This is a genomic window from Bacillus salacetis (assembly GCF_003581585.1).
Lineage (GTDB): Bacteria > Bacillota > Bacilli > Bacillales > Bacillaceae_B > Rossellomorea > Rossellomorea salacetis.
The window spans coordinates 54,706-70,997 of sequence record NZ_QXIR01000001.1 but is presented as its reverse complement, the minus strand read 5'-3'; the positions used below and the strand labels follow the sequence as shown (position 1 = coordinate 70,997).

The 16,292-nt window shown below is 44.8% G+C and carries 17 protein-coding genes; 7 read left to right on the top strand and 10 right to left on the bottom strand.

The window, feature by feature from the left end; all coding sequences use genetic code 11:
- Positions 1–6 precede the first annotated feature (6 nt).
- From D3H55_RS00325 to D3H55_RS00310, 4 genes are read right to left on the bottom strand one after another with little or no spacing between them, the layout of a single operon-like run.
- The gene (locus tag D3H55_RS00325; RefSeq protein WP_119544817.1) at positions 7–1,488 is read right to left on the bottom strand and encodes a Na+/H+ antiporter subunit D; all 1,482 of its coding nucleotides are present in this window, start codon (positions 1,486–1,488) and stop codon (positions 7–9) included.
- Complete coding sequence (locus D3H55_RS00320) at positions 1,481–1,822, bottom strand: Na(+)/H(+) antiporter subunit C (protein WP_119544816.1); 342 nt, start codon at positions 1,820–1,822, stop codon at positions 1,481–1,483. The genes D3H55_RS00325 and D3H55_RS00320 overlap by 8 nt, the downstream gene beginning before the upstream one ends.
- Positions 1,822–2,244: a Na(+)/H(+) antiporter subunit B gene (locus D3H55_RS00315; RefSeq protein WP_119544815.1), complete on the bottom strand. Its 423-nt coding sequence runs from the start codon at positions 2,242–2,244 to the stop codon at positions 1,822–1,824. The genes D3H55_RS00320 and D3H55_RS00315 overlap by 1 nt, the downstream gene beginning before the upstream one ends.
- Positions 2,241–4,631, bottom strand: coding sequence for a Na+/H+ antiporter subunit A (locus tag D3H55_RS00310; RefSeq protein WP_119544814.1), 2,391 nt, complete (start codon positions 4,629–4,631; stop codon positions 2,241–2,243). Before D3H55_RS00310 ends, D3H55_RS00315 begins: the two co-directional genes overlap by 4 nt.
- A gap of 325 nt (positions 4,632–4,956) precedes the next feature.
- Here D3H55_RS00310 and D3H55_RS00305 point away from each other — a divergent pair, with 325 nt between their 5' ends.
- From D3H55_RS00305 to D3H55_RS00295, 3 genes are all read left to right on the top strand, one after another.
- Entirely contained in the window at positions 4,957–5,196 is a 240-nt protein-coding gene (locus tag D3H55_RS00305; protein ID WP_119544813.1) for a hypothetical protein, read from the top strand.
- 125 nt (positions 5,197–5,321) lie between these two features.
- Complete coding sequence (locus D3H55_RS00300) at positions 5,322–5,903, top strand: DUF5366 family protein (protein WP_119544812.1); 582 nt, start codon at positions 5,322–5,324, stop codon at positions 5,901–5,903.
- A 104-nt stretch (positions 5,904–6,007) separates the two neighbouring features.
- Positions 6,008–6,223, top strand: a complete 216-nt coding sequence (locus tag D3H55_RS00295; RefSeq protein ID WP_119544811.1) for a hypothetical protein — start codon at positions 6,008–6,010, stop codon at positions 6,221–6,223.
- Positions 6,224–6,352: 129 nt separating this feature from the next.
- On the opposite strand, the gene D3H55_RS00290 is transcribed toward D3H55_RS00295, so the two are convergent.
- A complete protein-coding gene (locus D3H55_RS00290; RefSeq protein ID WP_119544810.1) occupies positions 6,353–8,203 on the bottom strand; it encodes a transglycosylase domain-containing protein in 1,851 nt (616 codons plus the stop codon).
- A gap of 46 nt (positions 8,204–8,249) precedes the next feature.
- Positions 8,250–9,461, bottom strand: a complete 1,212-nt coding sequence (locus D3H55_RS00285; RefSeq protein WP_119545166.1) for an MFS transporter — start codon at positions 9,459–9,461, stop codon at positions 8,250–8,252.
- Between the two features lie 1,137 nt (positions 9,462–10,598).
- On the opposite strand from D3H55_RS00285, the gene kapD reads away from it, so the two are divergent.
- Positions 10,599–11,246: a 3'-5' exonuclease KapD gene (gene kapD / locus D3H55_RS00275; RefSeq protein WP_119544808.1), complete on the top strand. Its 648-nt coding sequence runs from the start codon at positions 10,599–10,601 to the stop codon at positions 11,244–11,246.
- Positions 11,247–11,283: 37 nt separating this feature from the next.
- Here the strand turns inward: kapD and kapB are convergent, their stop codons facing one another.
- Together kapB and D3H55_RS23920 are read right to left on the bottom strand one after the other, a co-directional pair.
- The gene (gene kapB / locus D3H55_RS00270; RefSeq protein ID WP_119544807.1) at positions 11,284–11,682 is read right to left on the bottom strand and encodes a kinase-associated lipoprotein KapB; all 399 of its coding nucleotides are present in this window, start codon (positions 11,680–11,682) and stop codon (positions 11,284–11,286) included.
- Between the two features lie 43 nt (positions 11,683–11,725).
- A complete protein-coding gene (locus tag D3H55_RS23920) occupies positions 11,726–11,899 on the bottom strand; it encodes a hypothetical protein (protein WP_168412908.1) in 174 nt (57 codons plus the stop codon).
- Positions 11,900–11,984: 85 nt separating this feature from the next.
- Between D3H55_RS23920 and D3H55_RS00265 the strand changes: the two genes are divergently transcribed.
- The 3 genes from D3H55_RS00265 (at position 11,985) to D3H55_RS00255 (ending at position 13,676) form a co-directional block, all read left to right on the top strand.
- Positions 11,985–12,740, top strand: coding sequence for a peptidylprolyl isomerase (locus D3H55_RS00265; protein WP_240628441.1), 756 nt, complete (start codon positions 11,985–11,987; stop codon positions 12,738–12,740).
- A 122-nt stretch (positions 12,741–12,862) separates the two neighbouring features.
- Positions 12,863–13,069, top strand: coding sequence for a hypothetical protein (locus tag D3H55_RS00260; RefSeq protein WP_119544806.1), 207 nt, complete (start codon positions 12,863–12,865; stop codon positions 13,067–13,069).
- Between the two features lie 73 nt (positions 13,070–13,142).
- A complete protein-coding gene (locus D3H55_RS00255; RefSeq protein ID WP_119544805.1) occupies positions 13,143–13,676 on the top strand; it encodes a superoxide dismutase family protein in 534 nt (177 codons plus the stop codon).
- A gap of 104 nt (positions 13,677–13,780) precedes the next feature.
- Here the strand turns inward: D3H55_RS00255 and D3H55_RS00250 are convergent, their stop codons facing one another.
- Complete coding sequence (locus D3H55_RS00250) at positions 13,781–14,944, bottom strand: MalY/PatB family protein (RefSeq protein WP_420808720.1); 1,164 nt, start codon at positions 14,942–14,944, stop codon at positions 13,781–13,783.
- Between the two features lie 154 nt (positions 14,945–15,098).
- A complete protein-coding gene (locus D3H55_RS00245) occupies positions 15,099–15,986 on the bottom strand; it encodes an alpha/beta fold hydrolase (protein WP_119544804.1) in 888 nt (295 codons plus the stop codon).
- Between the last annotated feature and the right edge of the window lie 306 nt (positions 15,987–16,292).

Sequence of the window (16,292 nt, the reverse complement as noted above, 5' to 3'; positions counted from 1 at the left end):
TCTACATTACTCCTTTAGTACTGCTTGTATATAGATTCCCGGATCAGCAAGTGCCTCTGATGCCTGCGAGATAAGCGGACGAACAGCTTCAGCGCCAACTCCATACGCTACAGCAAGGATGACCAGGAAGACAGCGCAGCCCCATAAATAAAAGGCATTGTGCTTGTTTCTTCCGTCATATTCCTTGGGAACTCCCCATACTCCATTCAAGAAGATCTTGATGACCGAATAAAGGACAAACAGACTGGAGAGAAGAATCATGCCTCCCCCGATATAGGCTTCTGCAGCAAAGCTTCCTCTCACCAGAAGCACCTTTCCGATAAAGCCGCTGAAAGGCGGTATTCCGGCAAGTGTCAGAGTTGCAATAAGGAACGTCCATCCAAGCCATGGATAATCTTTGATAAGGCCGCCCATCTTCCTTAGATTGCTGGTGCCGGTGATGGCAATCATCACCCCGACCAGCAGGAATAAGGCAGCTTTGATGATCATGTCATGGATCAAGTAGTAGATCGATCCTTCAAGGGACTCTGGAGACATGACGGAAACCCCGAAAAGAATGACTCCAACTGCAATGATGATATTGTAGATGATGATTTTTTTGACATCCCAGTACGCGATGGCGCCGATGCATCCTACAATGATCGTGATGACCGCCAGCCAGCCGAGGATTGCATGTGTATACCCTGTGTCATGATAGAAGAACAGGGTATAGGTCCTCATGATCGAGTACACCCCGACTTTGGTCAGCAGTGCCCCGAATAATGCCAATACCGGTGTCGGCGGTGCATAATAGGAACCCGGGAGCCAGAAGTACAATGGAAAAATGGCGCCTTTCAATCCATAGACGACAAGGAACATGACGGCAATCACCGTAAGGATTCCAGGCTGGTCGACATCAGCAATTTTCACAGAGATATCGGCCATGTTCAATGTCCCCAGCACAGAGTACAGATAAGCAACCATTACAACAAACAAAGCAGATGAAATAATATTCACCAGGATGTACTTAATCGATTCTCTGAGCTGAACCTTTGTCCCTCCCAATACGATCAGGACATAAGAAGACATCAGCATGACTTCAAAGAAGACAAACAGGTTGAAAATATCACCTGTTGTAAACGCGCCATTCACCCCGACCAGCAGAAACTGGACCACCGGGTAATAGTAGAATCGTTCTCTATCTTTACCGATTGAACGGAAAGAATAAAGGAGTACGAAAAATGTAATGATGCTTGTGGTCGTTACAAGCAGGGCTGACAGCATATCAGATACCATCGTGATACCGAATGGAGCTTCCCAGCTTCCAAGGTTCACTGTCTGTATCCCATCCGTCCTGACAGTATTCACAAGGACGATCGATGCAACGACTGTCCCAGCAGTGGCGATGGCGCCGATCCACTTTTGCATGGAGACATTCTTTCCAAAAAACATGAGAATGATCGCTGTAAATAACGGGATTATAATCGGTAATAGCGGTAAATTAATCATTTCCTTCGTTTCCTCTCATTTGATCCACGTTATCAGTCCCAAGTTCCTGATAAGCACGGTAAGCCAAAACAAGGAAAAAGGATGTAACACCAAAACTGATAACAATTGCTGTTAAAATCAATGCCTGCGGCAGCGGATCGACGTATGATGGGGCATGCTCGCCCAGAAGAGGCGGAGCACCTTCTTTAAGGCCGCTGATCGTCAGGAGAAGCAAATGGGCTCCGTGACTGAGCAGGCCTGTACCAATGATGATACGAAGCAGACTCTTCGACAGCATAAGATATACTGCACTGGTAAAAAGAATGCCGATAACTATGGCCATAAGAATTTCCATTATTCGCTCACTCCAATCGTCTGAATAATGGTCATCGTGACTCCGATAACAACTAAATAAACTCCTGTATCAAAAATCACGGCAGTGTGAAGTGAAGTTTTCCCCAACAGGGGCAGGTTGAAATAGTTATAGGCGTGGGTCAGGAAAGGGACATCAAACAATAATGCGCCCGCACCTGTGCCCACAGCAAGTAATAATCCGATCGCTATCAGCAGTTTGTAATCGACCGGCAGGATTTTGCTGACGGTCTTAATATCAAAGGCAAGTAAAAGAAGCACCAATGCCCCTGAAGTCATCAGTCCCCCGATGAATCCTCCCCCGGGATGATAGTGGCCGGCGAAGAAAAGCTGGACTGAAAACAATATAATCATGAAACTGACAATGGTTGTTACAGTTTGGAGGATAACATCATTGGTTCTCATCCTTCTTTCCTCCTTGTCATCCTCAATTTGATCATTGAGAAGATTCCCAATGCAGCAATACCAAGAACACAGATTTCAAACAATGTATCAAAGCCGCGGAAGTCCACAAGTATTACGTTAACCATATTCTTGCCGCCTGCTTCTTCGTAAACATTTTCAATATAAAATTCTGAAATGGAGCCAAAGAGCTTCGTACTATATGAAGCAATGGCAATCAAGGTCACGGTCGCCCCGACACCTATGGCAATCAATGCATTTCCAAGTTTGAAGCTCATTCTTTCCTCATGCCTGCTGAGCGGCGGCAGGTGGTAGAAGCACAGGAGGAAAAGAGCAACAGAAACGGTTTCTATGACCAGTTGTGTCAGTGCCAAATCGGGTGCCCTGAACAGAACAAAGAATAACGAAACTGAATACCCGACTGCCCCCAGGGCAATTATGGAGGTCAGACGTGACTTGGCAAACAGGATCGTGATGGAACTGACCACCATGATGAGTGCGATGATCACTTCATAAAGGCCTATCGAAGCAAGATCGGATGTATCGATAACAAAGGCATCTTTTACAACCAATGTGACAATCAATATCCCAATGAGAAACGTGAATATATACACAAGGTAGCTCCTGATGAAGCCGGTCATGTAGGATCGTGTCAGCTTGAATGCCCCGCGTTCTCCTTTGGCCAATCCGCTGTCATAAAAAGAATTCAATGTGAACTTTTCAGGGATTGTATTGTATATGCCCTTCCATTTAGGAAGCAGCGTATACAGCAGCACCCCGAATAGAATAACTCCAAGAGTCATGAACAATTCAGGCGTGAACCCGTGCCAGAAATAAATATGTGAATCATCGACTGTAAGTGTCGTGATCGCTGAAACTGCCGGTTCGATCATAGTGCCTGTCAGGATGTTCGGGAAGAATCCGAATACAATGACAAGCGATGCCAGGATTACTGGTGAGATCAACATGCCAAGCGGTGCCTCGTGAGGCGTTTTGTCCAGTTTTTCAGGCTGATGCTTTCCAGTGAAAGGCTTGAATACCACGATCATACTATAGATGAAAGTGAATACACTTCCTACCCAGGCCAAGACAGGGAATAGAATCCCCCATGTCTCTAGGTTGAAAATATCCATTTCAAGAACCTGCACCATCCCGGTAAAGAACATTTCCTTACTAAGGAACCCGTTGAAAGGCGGCAGACCTGCCATGGAAAATGCTCCAATGACAGCAATTGTGAACGTGATCGGCATGAAGTTCATCAGTCCGCCGAGCTTGCGGATATCCCTTGTCCCCGTTTCATGGTCGATGATTCCCACCACCATGAACAAACTTCCTTTGAAGGTTGCGTGGTTGATCAGATGAAAGACAGCGGCCATGGTAGCAACGCCATAAATGTTTTCATCAAGATAGTCATAATGGAGAGCGGCAGCGCCGATTCCCAATAAAGACATGATCAATCCGAGCTGACTGACAGTCGAATACGCGAGGATCCCTTTCAGGTCTGTATGTTTGACAGCATTGAAAGATCCCCAGAATAAGGTCATGATCCCAAAACCGGCAACGAGCCACAGCCATACTCCGGACTCCGCAAAGACAGGGCTCATACGGGCAACAAGATAAATACCCGCTTTAACCATTGTCGCGGAGTGGAGGTAAGCACTGACTGGTGTTGGTGCTTCCATTGCATCCGGAAGCCAGATGTGGAATGGGAATTGAGCCGATTTGGTAAATGCGCCAAGAAGGACCAAAATCAAGGCGCCGAGAAATAGAGGTTCAGTGATGAGCACATCCGCCATTCCTGCCAGCTCGCGTATACTGAAGGTTCCAGACATTAGGTAGAGAAGCAGAAACCCCCCAAGCATGGAAAGTCCGCCGAAAACGGTGATCAGCATCGACTTTTGCGCTCCGTATCTGGAACGTTCCCTGTGATACCAATAACCAATCAGGAGAAAAGATGAAATGGAAGTGAATTCCCAGAACATATAAAGGACGATCAGGTTATCAGAAAGGACAACTCCGAGCATTGCCCCCATGAATAAAAGCAAATAAACATAGAAATTGTGGAGCTGCTCTTTTTCTTTCGATAAATAATAGATCGAATACAGAACAACCAGGGCACCGATGCCCGTAATGAGCAGTGCGAAAAGTAAACTTAAACCATCGACATATGCAGTGAAATTGATTCCGAAAGACGGCATCCATTCAACTGTTTTCTGAATCGCATTTCCATCTGATGTAGTTCTAATGAATTGGAAAAAGTAAAGAAACAGCACTGCGGGAAGAATGAGGACAAACCATCCGGTATGTATTGAACGCAGCTTTTTATACAAAAATGGAACAAGGATAGCTGCCAAAAAAGGTGAAATAATTGCCCAATGTAATAATGTCACCGAATAACCCCCTTATAAAATTTTTTTATCTTCAACATTTATCATCTTCCTCATAATCAATTTATTTCTGGTCAAAGATTATGCCTGGTTCCTTAAACAAGCCTCAAAGGAAATTATAACGTAAAAAAATGAGGTGTGCATTTATGAAAGTCCGCAGGGGCGCAAAGGTCAAATTCTGATATTAAATATGTAGGAACACGGCAAAAGAACGCCAAAATTTTTTCGGGAAAATGATATTCAGACGGCTGATAACAGCATGAAGGGTCCTTTTGTTTGAATAGTATGAGCCAAAAAGGCGCATGCTATCCATAGGTGGTGATGTAGGATGAAAATGAAAAAAACCGTTTCTGCGATGATTTTTTCCACACTGTTTATTGGTGCCTGGTACGTACAGGAACAAGAGGAGAAAAAGAATCAGTGGTTAAATAAAAACATGCTGCAGCCGACTCGCTTGAATGATGAAGTGGCTGACTCGGAGATTATCGAGATTGATTCAAATGCAGATTCCGAGGAAACTGGGTCAGAACCTTTTAAACCGAGAGAGTATATCAGGCTGGCGAAGTGAACAGACCTTCTTACGCTGCCGCTGCGCCTTTTTCCTGCCATAAATAGGCGTTGTCCTCCCCTTTTCAATCTGCCGATAAAAGATTATGATGGAAATGCGGTAAATTTATGTTAGGGGAGAAATGCGTGAGAAATACATATTTAACAGGATACCTGCCTTTATTTTCTATATTGCTGTTCAGCTTGACCTTTTCTGTTTACGGGGTGGAAGTGTTTGTAGACCTCTTTAAAAAAATCGGGATTTATCCCGGGATGAGGGAGTTCCTTTCAGACCTTGAATTGAAGTTCATCCTTCTTATCTTTCTCATGATTGTTTGCTTTATGGTGTTCGCTGCCTTGAAGCTGATTGCTGAAACTATAAATGAAGTTTCCCTGCTGTTCTTTTCGCAGGATAATGAAGGGGAGATCCTCCATCAGGTGCGATCCGGCTCAATGGTTTATTTCATTGGAGCCTTAGTGTCGGTTGCAAGCCTGAAATCGTTTCTTGGACTACTGGTGATTTTCCTTTTGACATCGATTGCCTACTTTGTTTATTTCATTTACAAAATCAGTCCGTCTTTATCAAAACCCGGGCTTTTCGGAGTCATCTTCTTTCAAGTGATTACCTGGTCCTCACTTTTTTTGATAGTCTTTCTGGTCGTCCTGAAGTTATACAACGGACTGCTGGCAAGCCTGCCGATCATTTCTGAAGTTAAATTGAATCCGTAGAAGTCACCGAGGCACTGAGGCTTATGCTCAGTGCTTTTTATTATTGGAAGATTTTGAAACTTTTTCAGCTGCTTACCGTAGAAAGATAGTAAGAGGTGATAAACATGGAAGTTCTTATAGTTTTGGTTCTGCTGCCGCTTATTATTACGGTCATTGCCATTGGATCCACGAAACCGGGTAAACAACGGGGGCCAGGCAGAGGTGGCGCTTCTTCGACAGTCTTCTATGGGGATTACAGTGATTCCGGCAGTTGCGGCAACTTTGATGGAGGTTCTGGAGGAGGCGACGGTGGAGGCTGTGGAGGAGGGGGAGGTGTATAGCCTTTCTTTTTCTTTTTACTCAGAGATCCATCGATAGGAGAAGGGCATGGCTGTTAAGTGCTGCCATAATAGCAGCAAAGTATACGAGAAGCACCAATAAAAGAAGACCAGAGCACAAATTGCTCTGATCTACTTCATGATATCTCTCCAAATCAAATGACTCGGACGGTTCCGTTCGATGTTTTCCATATTCTTCGGTGTGTCATACCCTATCCAGACTCCTGTTGTGTAAGAATCAGTCAAACCCAATATCCAGTAATCATTATAGTTATTGGTTGTTCCTGTCTTGGCACCAGCATAGGGTTTATTCACTTTTGCCCATTTTCCAGTTCCGTTCTGCATGGAATTGGACATCATCGCCCGAATCTTCTCTGTTGTCTGCTGAGACCAGAGGGTTTCTCTTGGTTCTTTCCATTCATACAGGACCTTTCCTTTATAATCAGTTACCTTTGTTATGGCGCGGGCAGGCTGATAATTTCCATCAATGAAGGAGGTGTAGGCATCGGTCATCTCCAGTGGAGACATTCCATAAGTAAAGCCGCCTATGGAAGCCGCATAGGTATAATCCTGTTGCTGGACCTTTTCAAAGCCAAACTTGTCCAATTTATTGAATGCTTCCGTTATCCCGACCTTTTCAAACAGCCTGAGAGCGGGAGTATTGTAAGACTGTGAAAATGCTGTATTCATTGTCACTGTGCCGTATTGTCTGCCTCCATAATTGACAGGGCAGTAATTGCCGATGCAATAGTTGTCGGCACTGACGCGTTCTGCAATGGATGCCTGGGTCTGTTCGATATAAGGACCGTAAACAAGAAGCGGTTTGATTGCAGACCCTGGCTGGCGGAATGCTTGATAGGCATGGTGGAAGTTATACTTTTGATAGTTCTTCCCGCCGACCATCGCAATGATTTTTCTTGAGTCGTTATCTATCGTGATACTGGCTCCTTCGATTCCTTCGTATGGCAGCCTGTCCTGAAAAGCGGTCATGCTTTTTTCCTGCATGGAGCGGTCAAGAGAAGTATGAATGACCACGCCTGAATTAATGACATCACTCATCCTCTTATCGAACGCATCATAGATTTTTTGCTTACCCTCAGGGCTCTTGGCGTTATCGAGCTCTTTCAGATAGCCTTCCTGTCTGGCAACGAGTTCCCTTAATTCAGATTCGGCATAAACCGCGTAATCGGGATACTTGTCTGTTGCTTTCCGGACGTTCAATTGTATCGGAATTTTTTTCAGCTCTGCAGCTTCTTTTTCGGTAAGTTTACCTGTCTGCTGCATGATATCCAACAGCCGTTCCTGCCTGATTTTGGTTTGGTCGAAATGTTCGGCGGGATTGTATTTATTCGGATTATTAGGGATGGCTGTAATAAAAGCAAGTTCTGCTTTATTCAGATCACCCAGGGGTTTCTGGAAATAATATTGCGCGGCTGTTTCAATTCCATACACTCCATTGCTGAAATAAATGACATTAAGGTAAAGTTCCATGATTTTTTCTTTGCTCAGCGATTTTTCGATTTCGTGGGCATAAAATAATTCGGTCAGTTTTCGGTTATAGGTTTTTTCCTGTCCAAGGTAAAGGTTTCGTGCGAGCTGCTGTGTGATTGTACTCCCGCCCTGCTGAATATGGGTGAAGACCAGGTTTTTGACAACTGCCCTCAAGATGGCGCCTGCATCGAAACCGACATGTTCATAGAAATGCTGGTCCTCTGACGCAACCACGATTTCTTTTACAAAGTCAGGGATCTCTTGGTCGTCTGCATACAGACGGAACGGGTTGTTCATTTCAGAAAAAACTCTGCCGTCTTTGTCTGTTATCAGGCTGGTTTTTGTAATATTGAACTGATCCTCACTGACAGCTTCTTCGAGAGCGCCGTGAAAACCTTGCACCTTATGGATTTCTTTCGCGGAAGAAAAAAGGATGAAAAGGAAAAATGGAAACAATGAAAATACTAAAATATAACCGGCGACGGTTCTCATACATTCAACTCATCTCTAGCTTTATTGGTTCTTTAAGGTTTCTAATTCAATACGGCTCATTAGCATAATTTTCGGAATGCCGCATACTCCACCATAATAATCCAAAAGCCGCCAAGAATAAAGCACCAGTAATATAGAAAATTGAGGAAATTCCGGTGAACCCTGAAAGAACTCCTCCCAGCGCAGGTCCTGCAACGTTTCCTAAGAAACGGAAGCTCTGATTATACCCGAGAACTTCACCCTGCATGGAAAGAGGGGCTTCCTGCCTGATATAAGCAGTAACACTCGGGATCATCCCGCCGATGGCTATTCCGAATAAGAAGCGGAATAAGACCAATTGCCAAAGCTGCTCTGCCAGGGCCTGCGGGATGATGAAAATGCAAGCAAGGATAAGCAGGATCGAGAGCACCTTCTCATATCCGATTTCATCGCCGAGGCTGCCCCATCTCCGGGTGGCAAGAAGATTGCCGACACCGGTTGCTGAAAAGGCCAGCCCGGCAAGAAAAGCTATGTTAGCTGTTGAAGTCAGCTCATCTACATACAGTGCCAGTAAAGGCTGCACACTGAAATTCGCAACCTGTATGATAAAGGAAATGGTCATGACGGTCAAAAGCAGCTTATGTTTCATAATGTGCTGCAGAACTTCTTTGCTGGAGTAGCGTGTTTTGTTTTTGTCCGTTTTGGATGTCTGCCTGATTTCCTTTATCCCGAATAGGACCCCTGTAGCCGCAAGGGCAATGGCGATGGAGGTAATAATGAAAGTATAAGAGAATCCAAATGAATCAGCCATTAATCCCCCGAGGACAGGACCGAACAGCCCGCCAGACACGGTCCCCATTTGAAGGGTGCCGAGTGTCCGCCCGGCAGTTTCTTTGGGTGTCTGAGAGGAAATGAGGGCAATGGATGTGGGGATGAACCCAGTAACAGCCCCCATAACAGCACGAAGCAGGAACAAACCTGCCACAGAATCTACAAAACCCATCATGAAAATCGACAGGGAAATGCCATAGCCTGTAATCAGAAGAATCGGCTTGAAACCATATTTATCGCCGATCCTCCCCCAGACAGGCGAAATAAAGAATGCTACCAGGAAGGTAACGCCGAACACATATCCTGACCAGCGCTGAACAAATGCGTTGTCAAAGTTTCCGAATGTTTCGAGGTAGAGGGAAAGAAACGGCAGAACCATCGTGGCACTGGCAGCAACCAAAAAATTTGCAAACCACATGATTGTCAGGTTTCTTTTTTCTATAGAGATAAATAACACCTTCTTCAAATTTATTATAAAAAATATTTCGGTTTACTAAATATTAATGATATAAAATATATGCTCGTCTCTGCAACCCCCAGGGCTTTTTCAAGGGGAAAAGCCGGCAGGGATACTGTCATCCCCTTACCCTGTTTTACAGCAAGCCAATCTGTACGGCACTTAACGTTTTTCCCGCCGGAACATTTGCCCGTCGGGGCTGATCGAGGCGCTTGCGCTTTTTATTAATCCAGCTCCAGCGCCTAGCCCCTCGGGGTCAAATAACCCGAAGAGAATAAAAGGAAAGGACGCCTTTTTTTCTCTTCGGAACATTTGCCTGTCGGGGCTGAACAAGGCGCTTGCGCTTTTTATCAATCCAGCTTCAGCGGCCAGCGCCTAGCGGATTTCGGTCACTCTCCTTGCGATTAGTCATCATCGAATCGCTGACGCTCTTCGTGATTCCTATATCTCATGCGAGAGCCCTGAAATCCGTACGGCGCTGAACGGCCGCTTGCGCTTTTTATTCAATCCAGCTTCAGCGCCTAGCCCCTCGGGGTCAAATAACCCGAAGAGAATAAAAGGAAAGAGCGCCTTTTTTTCTCTGAGAAACATTTGCCTGTCGGGGCTGATTGAGGCGCTTGCGCTTTTTATTAATCCAGCTCCAGCGCCTAGCCCCTCGGGGTCAAATAACCCGACGAGAATAAAAGGAAAGGGCGCCTTTTATTCTCGTCGGAACATTTGCCTGTCGGGGCTGAACAAGGCGCTTGCGCTTTTTATCAATCCAGCTTCAGCGGCCAGCGCCTAGCGGATTTCGGTCACTCTCCTTGCGATTAGTCATCATCGAATCGCTGACGCTCTTCGTGATTCCTATATCTCATGCGAGAGCCCTGAAATCCGTACGGCGCTGAACGGCCGCTTCCGCTTTTTATTCAATCCAGCTTCAGCGCCTAGCCCCTCGGGGTCAAATAACCCGACGAGAATAAAAGGAAAGGGCGCCTTTTCTTCTCTTCGGAACATTTGCCTGTCGGGGCTGAACAAGGCGCTTCCGCTTTTTATTTAAATTGTCATAATTTTTAGTGTAATCGTGATATAATGAATAGAATGCAAATACAGTGTTGTTTTGTCAGGGTGGTCAGGCAGTGTGGTGGTATGACTGTAGGATTGGGGGGACATCAGTTGAAAGGCGATCAATTGATCATCATTGATTTTGAATTTTCCATGCCGGAAAGGCAGCAATATCCCAGGGGTTTCTATCCTGAAATCATTGAAACGGGGTTGGTGGCTGTTCAGAATGGGAAAGTGACCGATAAGTTTTCTTCCTACGTGAAGCTCTCAGCATTTCCGGTACTAACAAAGAGGTGTAAACAATTCCTATCGATTTCCCAAAGTGATGTGGATAATGGGATTCCTTTTCATTCACTGGTACAGTATCTAAAAGAATTGAATCAAAGAGGAAAGAGCAAAATCATCACCTGGGGCAACATGGATATGAAGGTGCTGCGGCAAAATTGCAGCAAGGGGGGGATCGATTTTCCTTTTAAAGGGGGGGAATTCATTGATCTGTCCATGGAATACAAGCGTTTTTTTGGAGACCAAAATCAGACGGGTCTCTGGAAAGCGGTACAGGAATATGGACGGGAAGGTGTCGGAAAGCATCACAAGGCGCTTGATGATGCGCTGACGACGTACCATATTTATAAGCTGATCGAAAAAGATAAAAAGTACCTGGATAAAGCGGAACCGACCACAATCGGCGACCGTATCGATTTATCCAAAATTTTTAATCAGATGGCATGAAAAGACCCAAATCAACAATTGATTTGGGTCCTGGTCTTTAGAGCGAGATGCTATACATCAATTCATATTCCCTCTTAACACTCTCCAATGTCTCCAGGCTTTTGTGTGCAAAAGCCGAATCCTCGGATCCCAATTGGACTTTTAAATCATTGAACGATTTAATCAGCGAATCATTATATTCAGGGATTTCCCCGTCATAAGCTTTCACCATCTTATCAGGGATGTTGGCTCTTTCCCTGAAAGCGAGCGCTTTTCTTTCATGAAATAGAGGCACATCCACATCTTTAGGATTGTGCAGGTCTCCCTGCCGCGGATGTTTCAAGACAGCGAGGATTTTGACGACATATACTCCCGGGCGGGAATCCGTGACTTCCCCTATGTATCTTCCTGTTTTATAAAGTGCTGTTACAATATCTCCGTTATTGAAATCAGACATGTGTCTTCCTCCTTTTTTAAGGCTCTTTTCGTAAACTTTGTTGCTATTCTATATATTTTAAATAATATCCTGGTAAATCGCCGGAAAAAAACCTGTGAGCAGGAAAGAAAAGACCAGCTCGTTCTTTTCCGAAAGCAACAATATAGGCGAAAACAGCCTTTTTAAAAATGGCTGCATAATGAAAAACAGCCTTTCGTAATATAGCAATTACTTTCATTCTAATTCATAATAGAGAGAGTTGCCATGTATTGGCACTATCATCTATTATACATACAAACAATATTATTGATGGAGGAATTAATGTGAAAAAGTATATCGCGATTGCAGCAGCTGCGCTTCTTCTGTTCATGTTGTCCGCATGCGGAAGTGCCAACGATGAAGAAGCGAACCAGAACAATGGGCAAAACGAAACAGCAGGAAATGAGCAGGAACAGGAAGCGGAAGGGCCAGTGGATGACAGTGATATCGAATATCCGCAATTGACGGATGAAATCCAGGAAAATGAAAAAGCTGTAAAGATGGTGACGAATATGGGGGATATCACAATTAAATTATTCCCGGAACAGGCACCGAAAGCAGTCGAAAACTTCATGACACACAGTAAGGAAGGCTACTATGACGGTGTTATCTTCCATAGGGTCATCAAGGACTTCATGATCCAGGGTGGAGATCCGCAAGGTACGGGAACTGGCGGAGAAAGCATATGGGGCGAACCGTTTGAAGATGAATTCTCAAAAGAATTGCTGAATATCCGTGGAGCTCTTTCCATGGCAAACGCAGGACCCGGCACGAATGGAAGCCAGTTCTTCATCGTGCAGAACTCCAGTATTGACCCTTCTTTAGAAGAGAAGATGGTCCAAGCAGGCTTTGGCCAAAAAGCTATTGAGACATATATGGAACGCGGCGGTACTCCTCATCTGGACAATAAACATACCGTTTTTGGACAGGTCATCGAGGGAATGGATGTTGTCGATAAGATCGCTGCGGTTGAAACAGTCGAAAATGATAAGCCCGCAGAGGATGTCGTGATTGAGAAGATTGAGATCATTAAAGAATAGCATTGTTTGCAGGCAGCCGGGGTATCAGAAACCGGCTGTCTTTGTTTTGATTTTCGACATGGTTTTACCTTTGCGGAATTGATATAATATCTACAACTTGAGAAGTTTGAAAGGAGCCTTATATGCATAACGCATTTATTTTAAATCTGTTTCTTTATTTTCCTGAAGATAAAACAGAATATATTCCAGCCGCCTTCTGGATGATCCTGTTTGGAACAGCTGCCGTACTGACATTCCGTTGGATCATCAAATTATCAAAGAAAGAGGAAGAGAAGACAAAGCATGCCGAGGAAGAAGCAAGAAGAAGAGCTGAGGAGAATCAGTCTTAAGCATTGAGTAAGAATATTTTCCTTCAACAAAGGCAACAATGGTAGAGATGATTTTGTTGTTGGAGGAGATATCATGAATGCAAAGCTAGTGACAGGCCTGCTCGCATCGGCAATCTTGCTTCAGGGGTGTGCAGTTCAAAATCCGAAGAAGACAGAGGTTGATATCAAAAATCCTGTCGGTGACTCTCTGGGCAAGGTGAAGATGCAGGAGATGGCTGCCGGTGTGGAACTGGACCTGGATCTTGTCGGCCTGCCTCCAGGAGTGCATGCCATACATATCCATGAAAAAGGAAAATGCGAAGCACCTGATTTTGTATCAGCTGGAAACCACTTCAACCCGGAAGATAAAGAACACGGACTTCTTCACCCTGAAGGGGCTCATGCAGGCGACCTTCCCAACTTGATTGTGGAGAGTGACGGTTCTTATAAAGGAAAAATCATGGCCCCGCTGGTTACACTTTCCAAGGGTCCGACCTCGCTGTTTACTAAAGAAGGTACAACCATCGTCATTAATGAAGGCCAGGATGACGGTATGACTCAGCCTGCCGGGGATTCCGGAGAACGGATCGCCTGCGGAGAGATCACAAGTGAAAAGAAGAAAAATTGAAAGCTGACAACCCTGAGGTTGCCAGCTTTTTTAGTGCATTAACGCGTCACCGCAGCCGGGGACAGTCCCTCAATGCGGTGGTGCGTTAAAGTGTTTCCGCTTTTTTAGCTGAATGCCTTTTTTAATCGTGCGAGACCCTCTTTCAGTGTTTCGCGCGTACAGGCGATATTCATCCTGAAAAACCCGTCCCCGTCTTTGCCGTATTTGGTTCCCGGCTCAAGGGCCAGTTTGCCTTTATTTAATAGCAAGTCTTCCAGCTCTTTCTCAGACTTTCCAAGTTGACTGAAGTCAATCCATAACAAATAGGTAGCTTCCGGCTCCATCACTGTCAATTCCGGAAGTTCTTTCTCAACAAACGATTTAACCAGCCTGATATTTTCCTGCAGGTAGGAAAGGAGGCTGTCCAGCCATTCCCCGCCATACAGGTAAGCAGTTTCCATACCAACCACACCGAAGGTATTCAATGTGAAAACCCCTTGCTTTTGTTGTTCCTCAGCTACTTTTTCCCTTAATTTCTGATTCGGTATGATCATGGCTGATGCCTGAAGTCCGGCAATATTGAACGTTTTGCTCGGAGCGATAAGTGTAAGGATGAAGTCTTCAAATTCATTTTTAATAGAAGAAACTGGGATATGCTTATTTGGTTTATGTACCAGGTCGGCGTGGATCTCATCAGAGACGATCAGTACATTGTATTTTTGGCAGAGTTCCGCCATTTTCACCAATTCATCCTGCTTCCACACGCGGCCGCCTGGATTGTGAGGGCTGCATAGAAGGAAAAGCTTCACGCCTTGTTGTAAGCTTTCTTCAAATTTTTCGAAATCGACCACATATTGTCCGTCTTTCATTTTCAGTGGTGACTTTTTCACTACTCGCTCATTCTTTTCGACCAGGCTGAAGAAAGGAGTATAGACCGGTGAATGCATAAGGACAGCGTCGCCTTTTTCGGTAAGAGCATTAATGATTGTCGCTATGGCTGGGACGATCCCAGAGCTGTATAGCAGCCAGCTTTTCCTGATTTCCCAGTTGTGGCGGTCTTTCATCCAAGCGCTGACAGCTTCGCCCAATGGTTCCCCTGTAAAGGTGTACCCGAATATGCCATGAGACAACCGAGCCTTAAGTGCATCAATGACTTGAGGCGGAGGGGGGAAATCCATGTCCGCAACCCACATCGGCAGCACATCATCACGTCCGAAGACCGTTTTGGTCATGTCCCATTTTACCGATGATGTTCCTTTTCTGTTTGGTACTTTATCAAAATTGTGCACCCAGATCACATCCTTTGTGAAAATTAATATAGTTCATATTAGTATGTTAAAATATGCCGGCATAAGATGAAAAATATCTGCTTGGATTTGGCTCAGTTTTCCCGAGAAAGAAGGATGTCCGCCGGAAAGTAATGTTTCTGGCGGACATCCTTTATCAGGTGACAGGGAGAGTATTAGAGATTTGGCTTTTACTCTTTGTTCCGACCTTTTGCTCTTCAAACTCCTGTGAAATGAACGACCTTATATGCCGGGTTACATCCTCTGGTCTTTCTTCCGGTACAAGGTGCCCTGTATTTTCAAGGACCAGCAATTTTGAATTCGGCAGATCTTTATCGAGTCTTTTTCCAATGCTGAGAGGGACGACCCGGTCATGTTTGCCCCATATCAATAAGCAAGGAGTTTGAATCTTTTTCAAATCCTGCTGGCTCAGATCGCCTTCCCGGTGGCGGATCATCCTGGTCAGTGCCCGGAAAATGTCATCGTCAAGGAAAGGCTGCAAGTAACCGAACATCATTTCGTCATTGATCATTTTAGAATCATGAACGACATTTTCCAAGTTCTGACGGATCCCCGACTTGGCCAGATGCATTTTTACATAAAGATGAAAGAACGGAATATAGCTGAGCATCATTACAGGCCAGTTCATTTTCTTCAGGTAACCGGAGCTGCAAAGGAGTATACCTTTTTCGACGAGCTCCGGCTTCTGTTTCATGATATTGAGGGCAATCTGGCCGCCCATCGAGTGGCCTATGAGATGAATATTCTCTATTTCAAGTTTTTCCATGAGAAGGATGACGGTCCTGGCAAGGTTTTGGTAGGAATAGATAAAGTCGGTTTTCTTTCCGCTCTGCCCAAATGGAGGCAAATCCACCGAGATGACGTTATACTGTTCCTTCAACAGCGGTGTCAAATGCCGGAAGCTGAAAGTAGATGAAAGAAATCCATGAAGCAATACAAAGGTTTCCTTGGAAGAGGGATGACGGTGGTATTCATAGAAAATTTCTGCGCCATTGATCACAGCTTTGTAAGTTATCTCATTCATTACTCTCACTCCTGATAAGAATAGGTACTTGTATTCTACCCTGCATGAGTGAAAAAACACCATGAATCTAAGAGTGGGAAGTTAATATTGAGGCTTTGTGTATTGGGGAATCGGTGACTTTGGCCGGGGTGTCAGGAATCAGGAGAAGTTACCATTGTTATTGAAGTGATTTATGAATCAGAAGAAGTGAGAGGTTCATTAAGCAGCAATAAGAGCCCAGGACAGGTTTGGGTGTCACATAAGAGGTTCATGAATTACTCAATTCCAAAAAAAAGGTCAGGGCATCTAAGCCATTCTAGTCGTCTA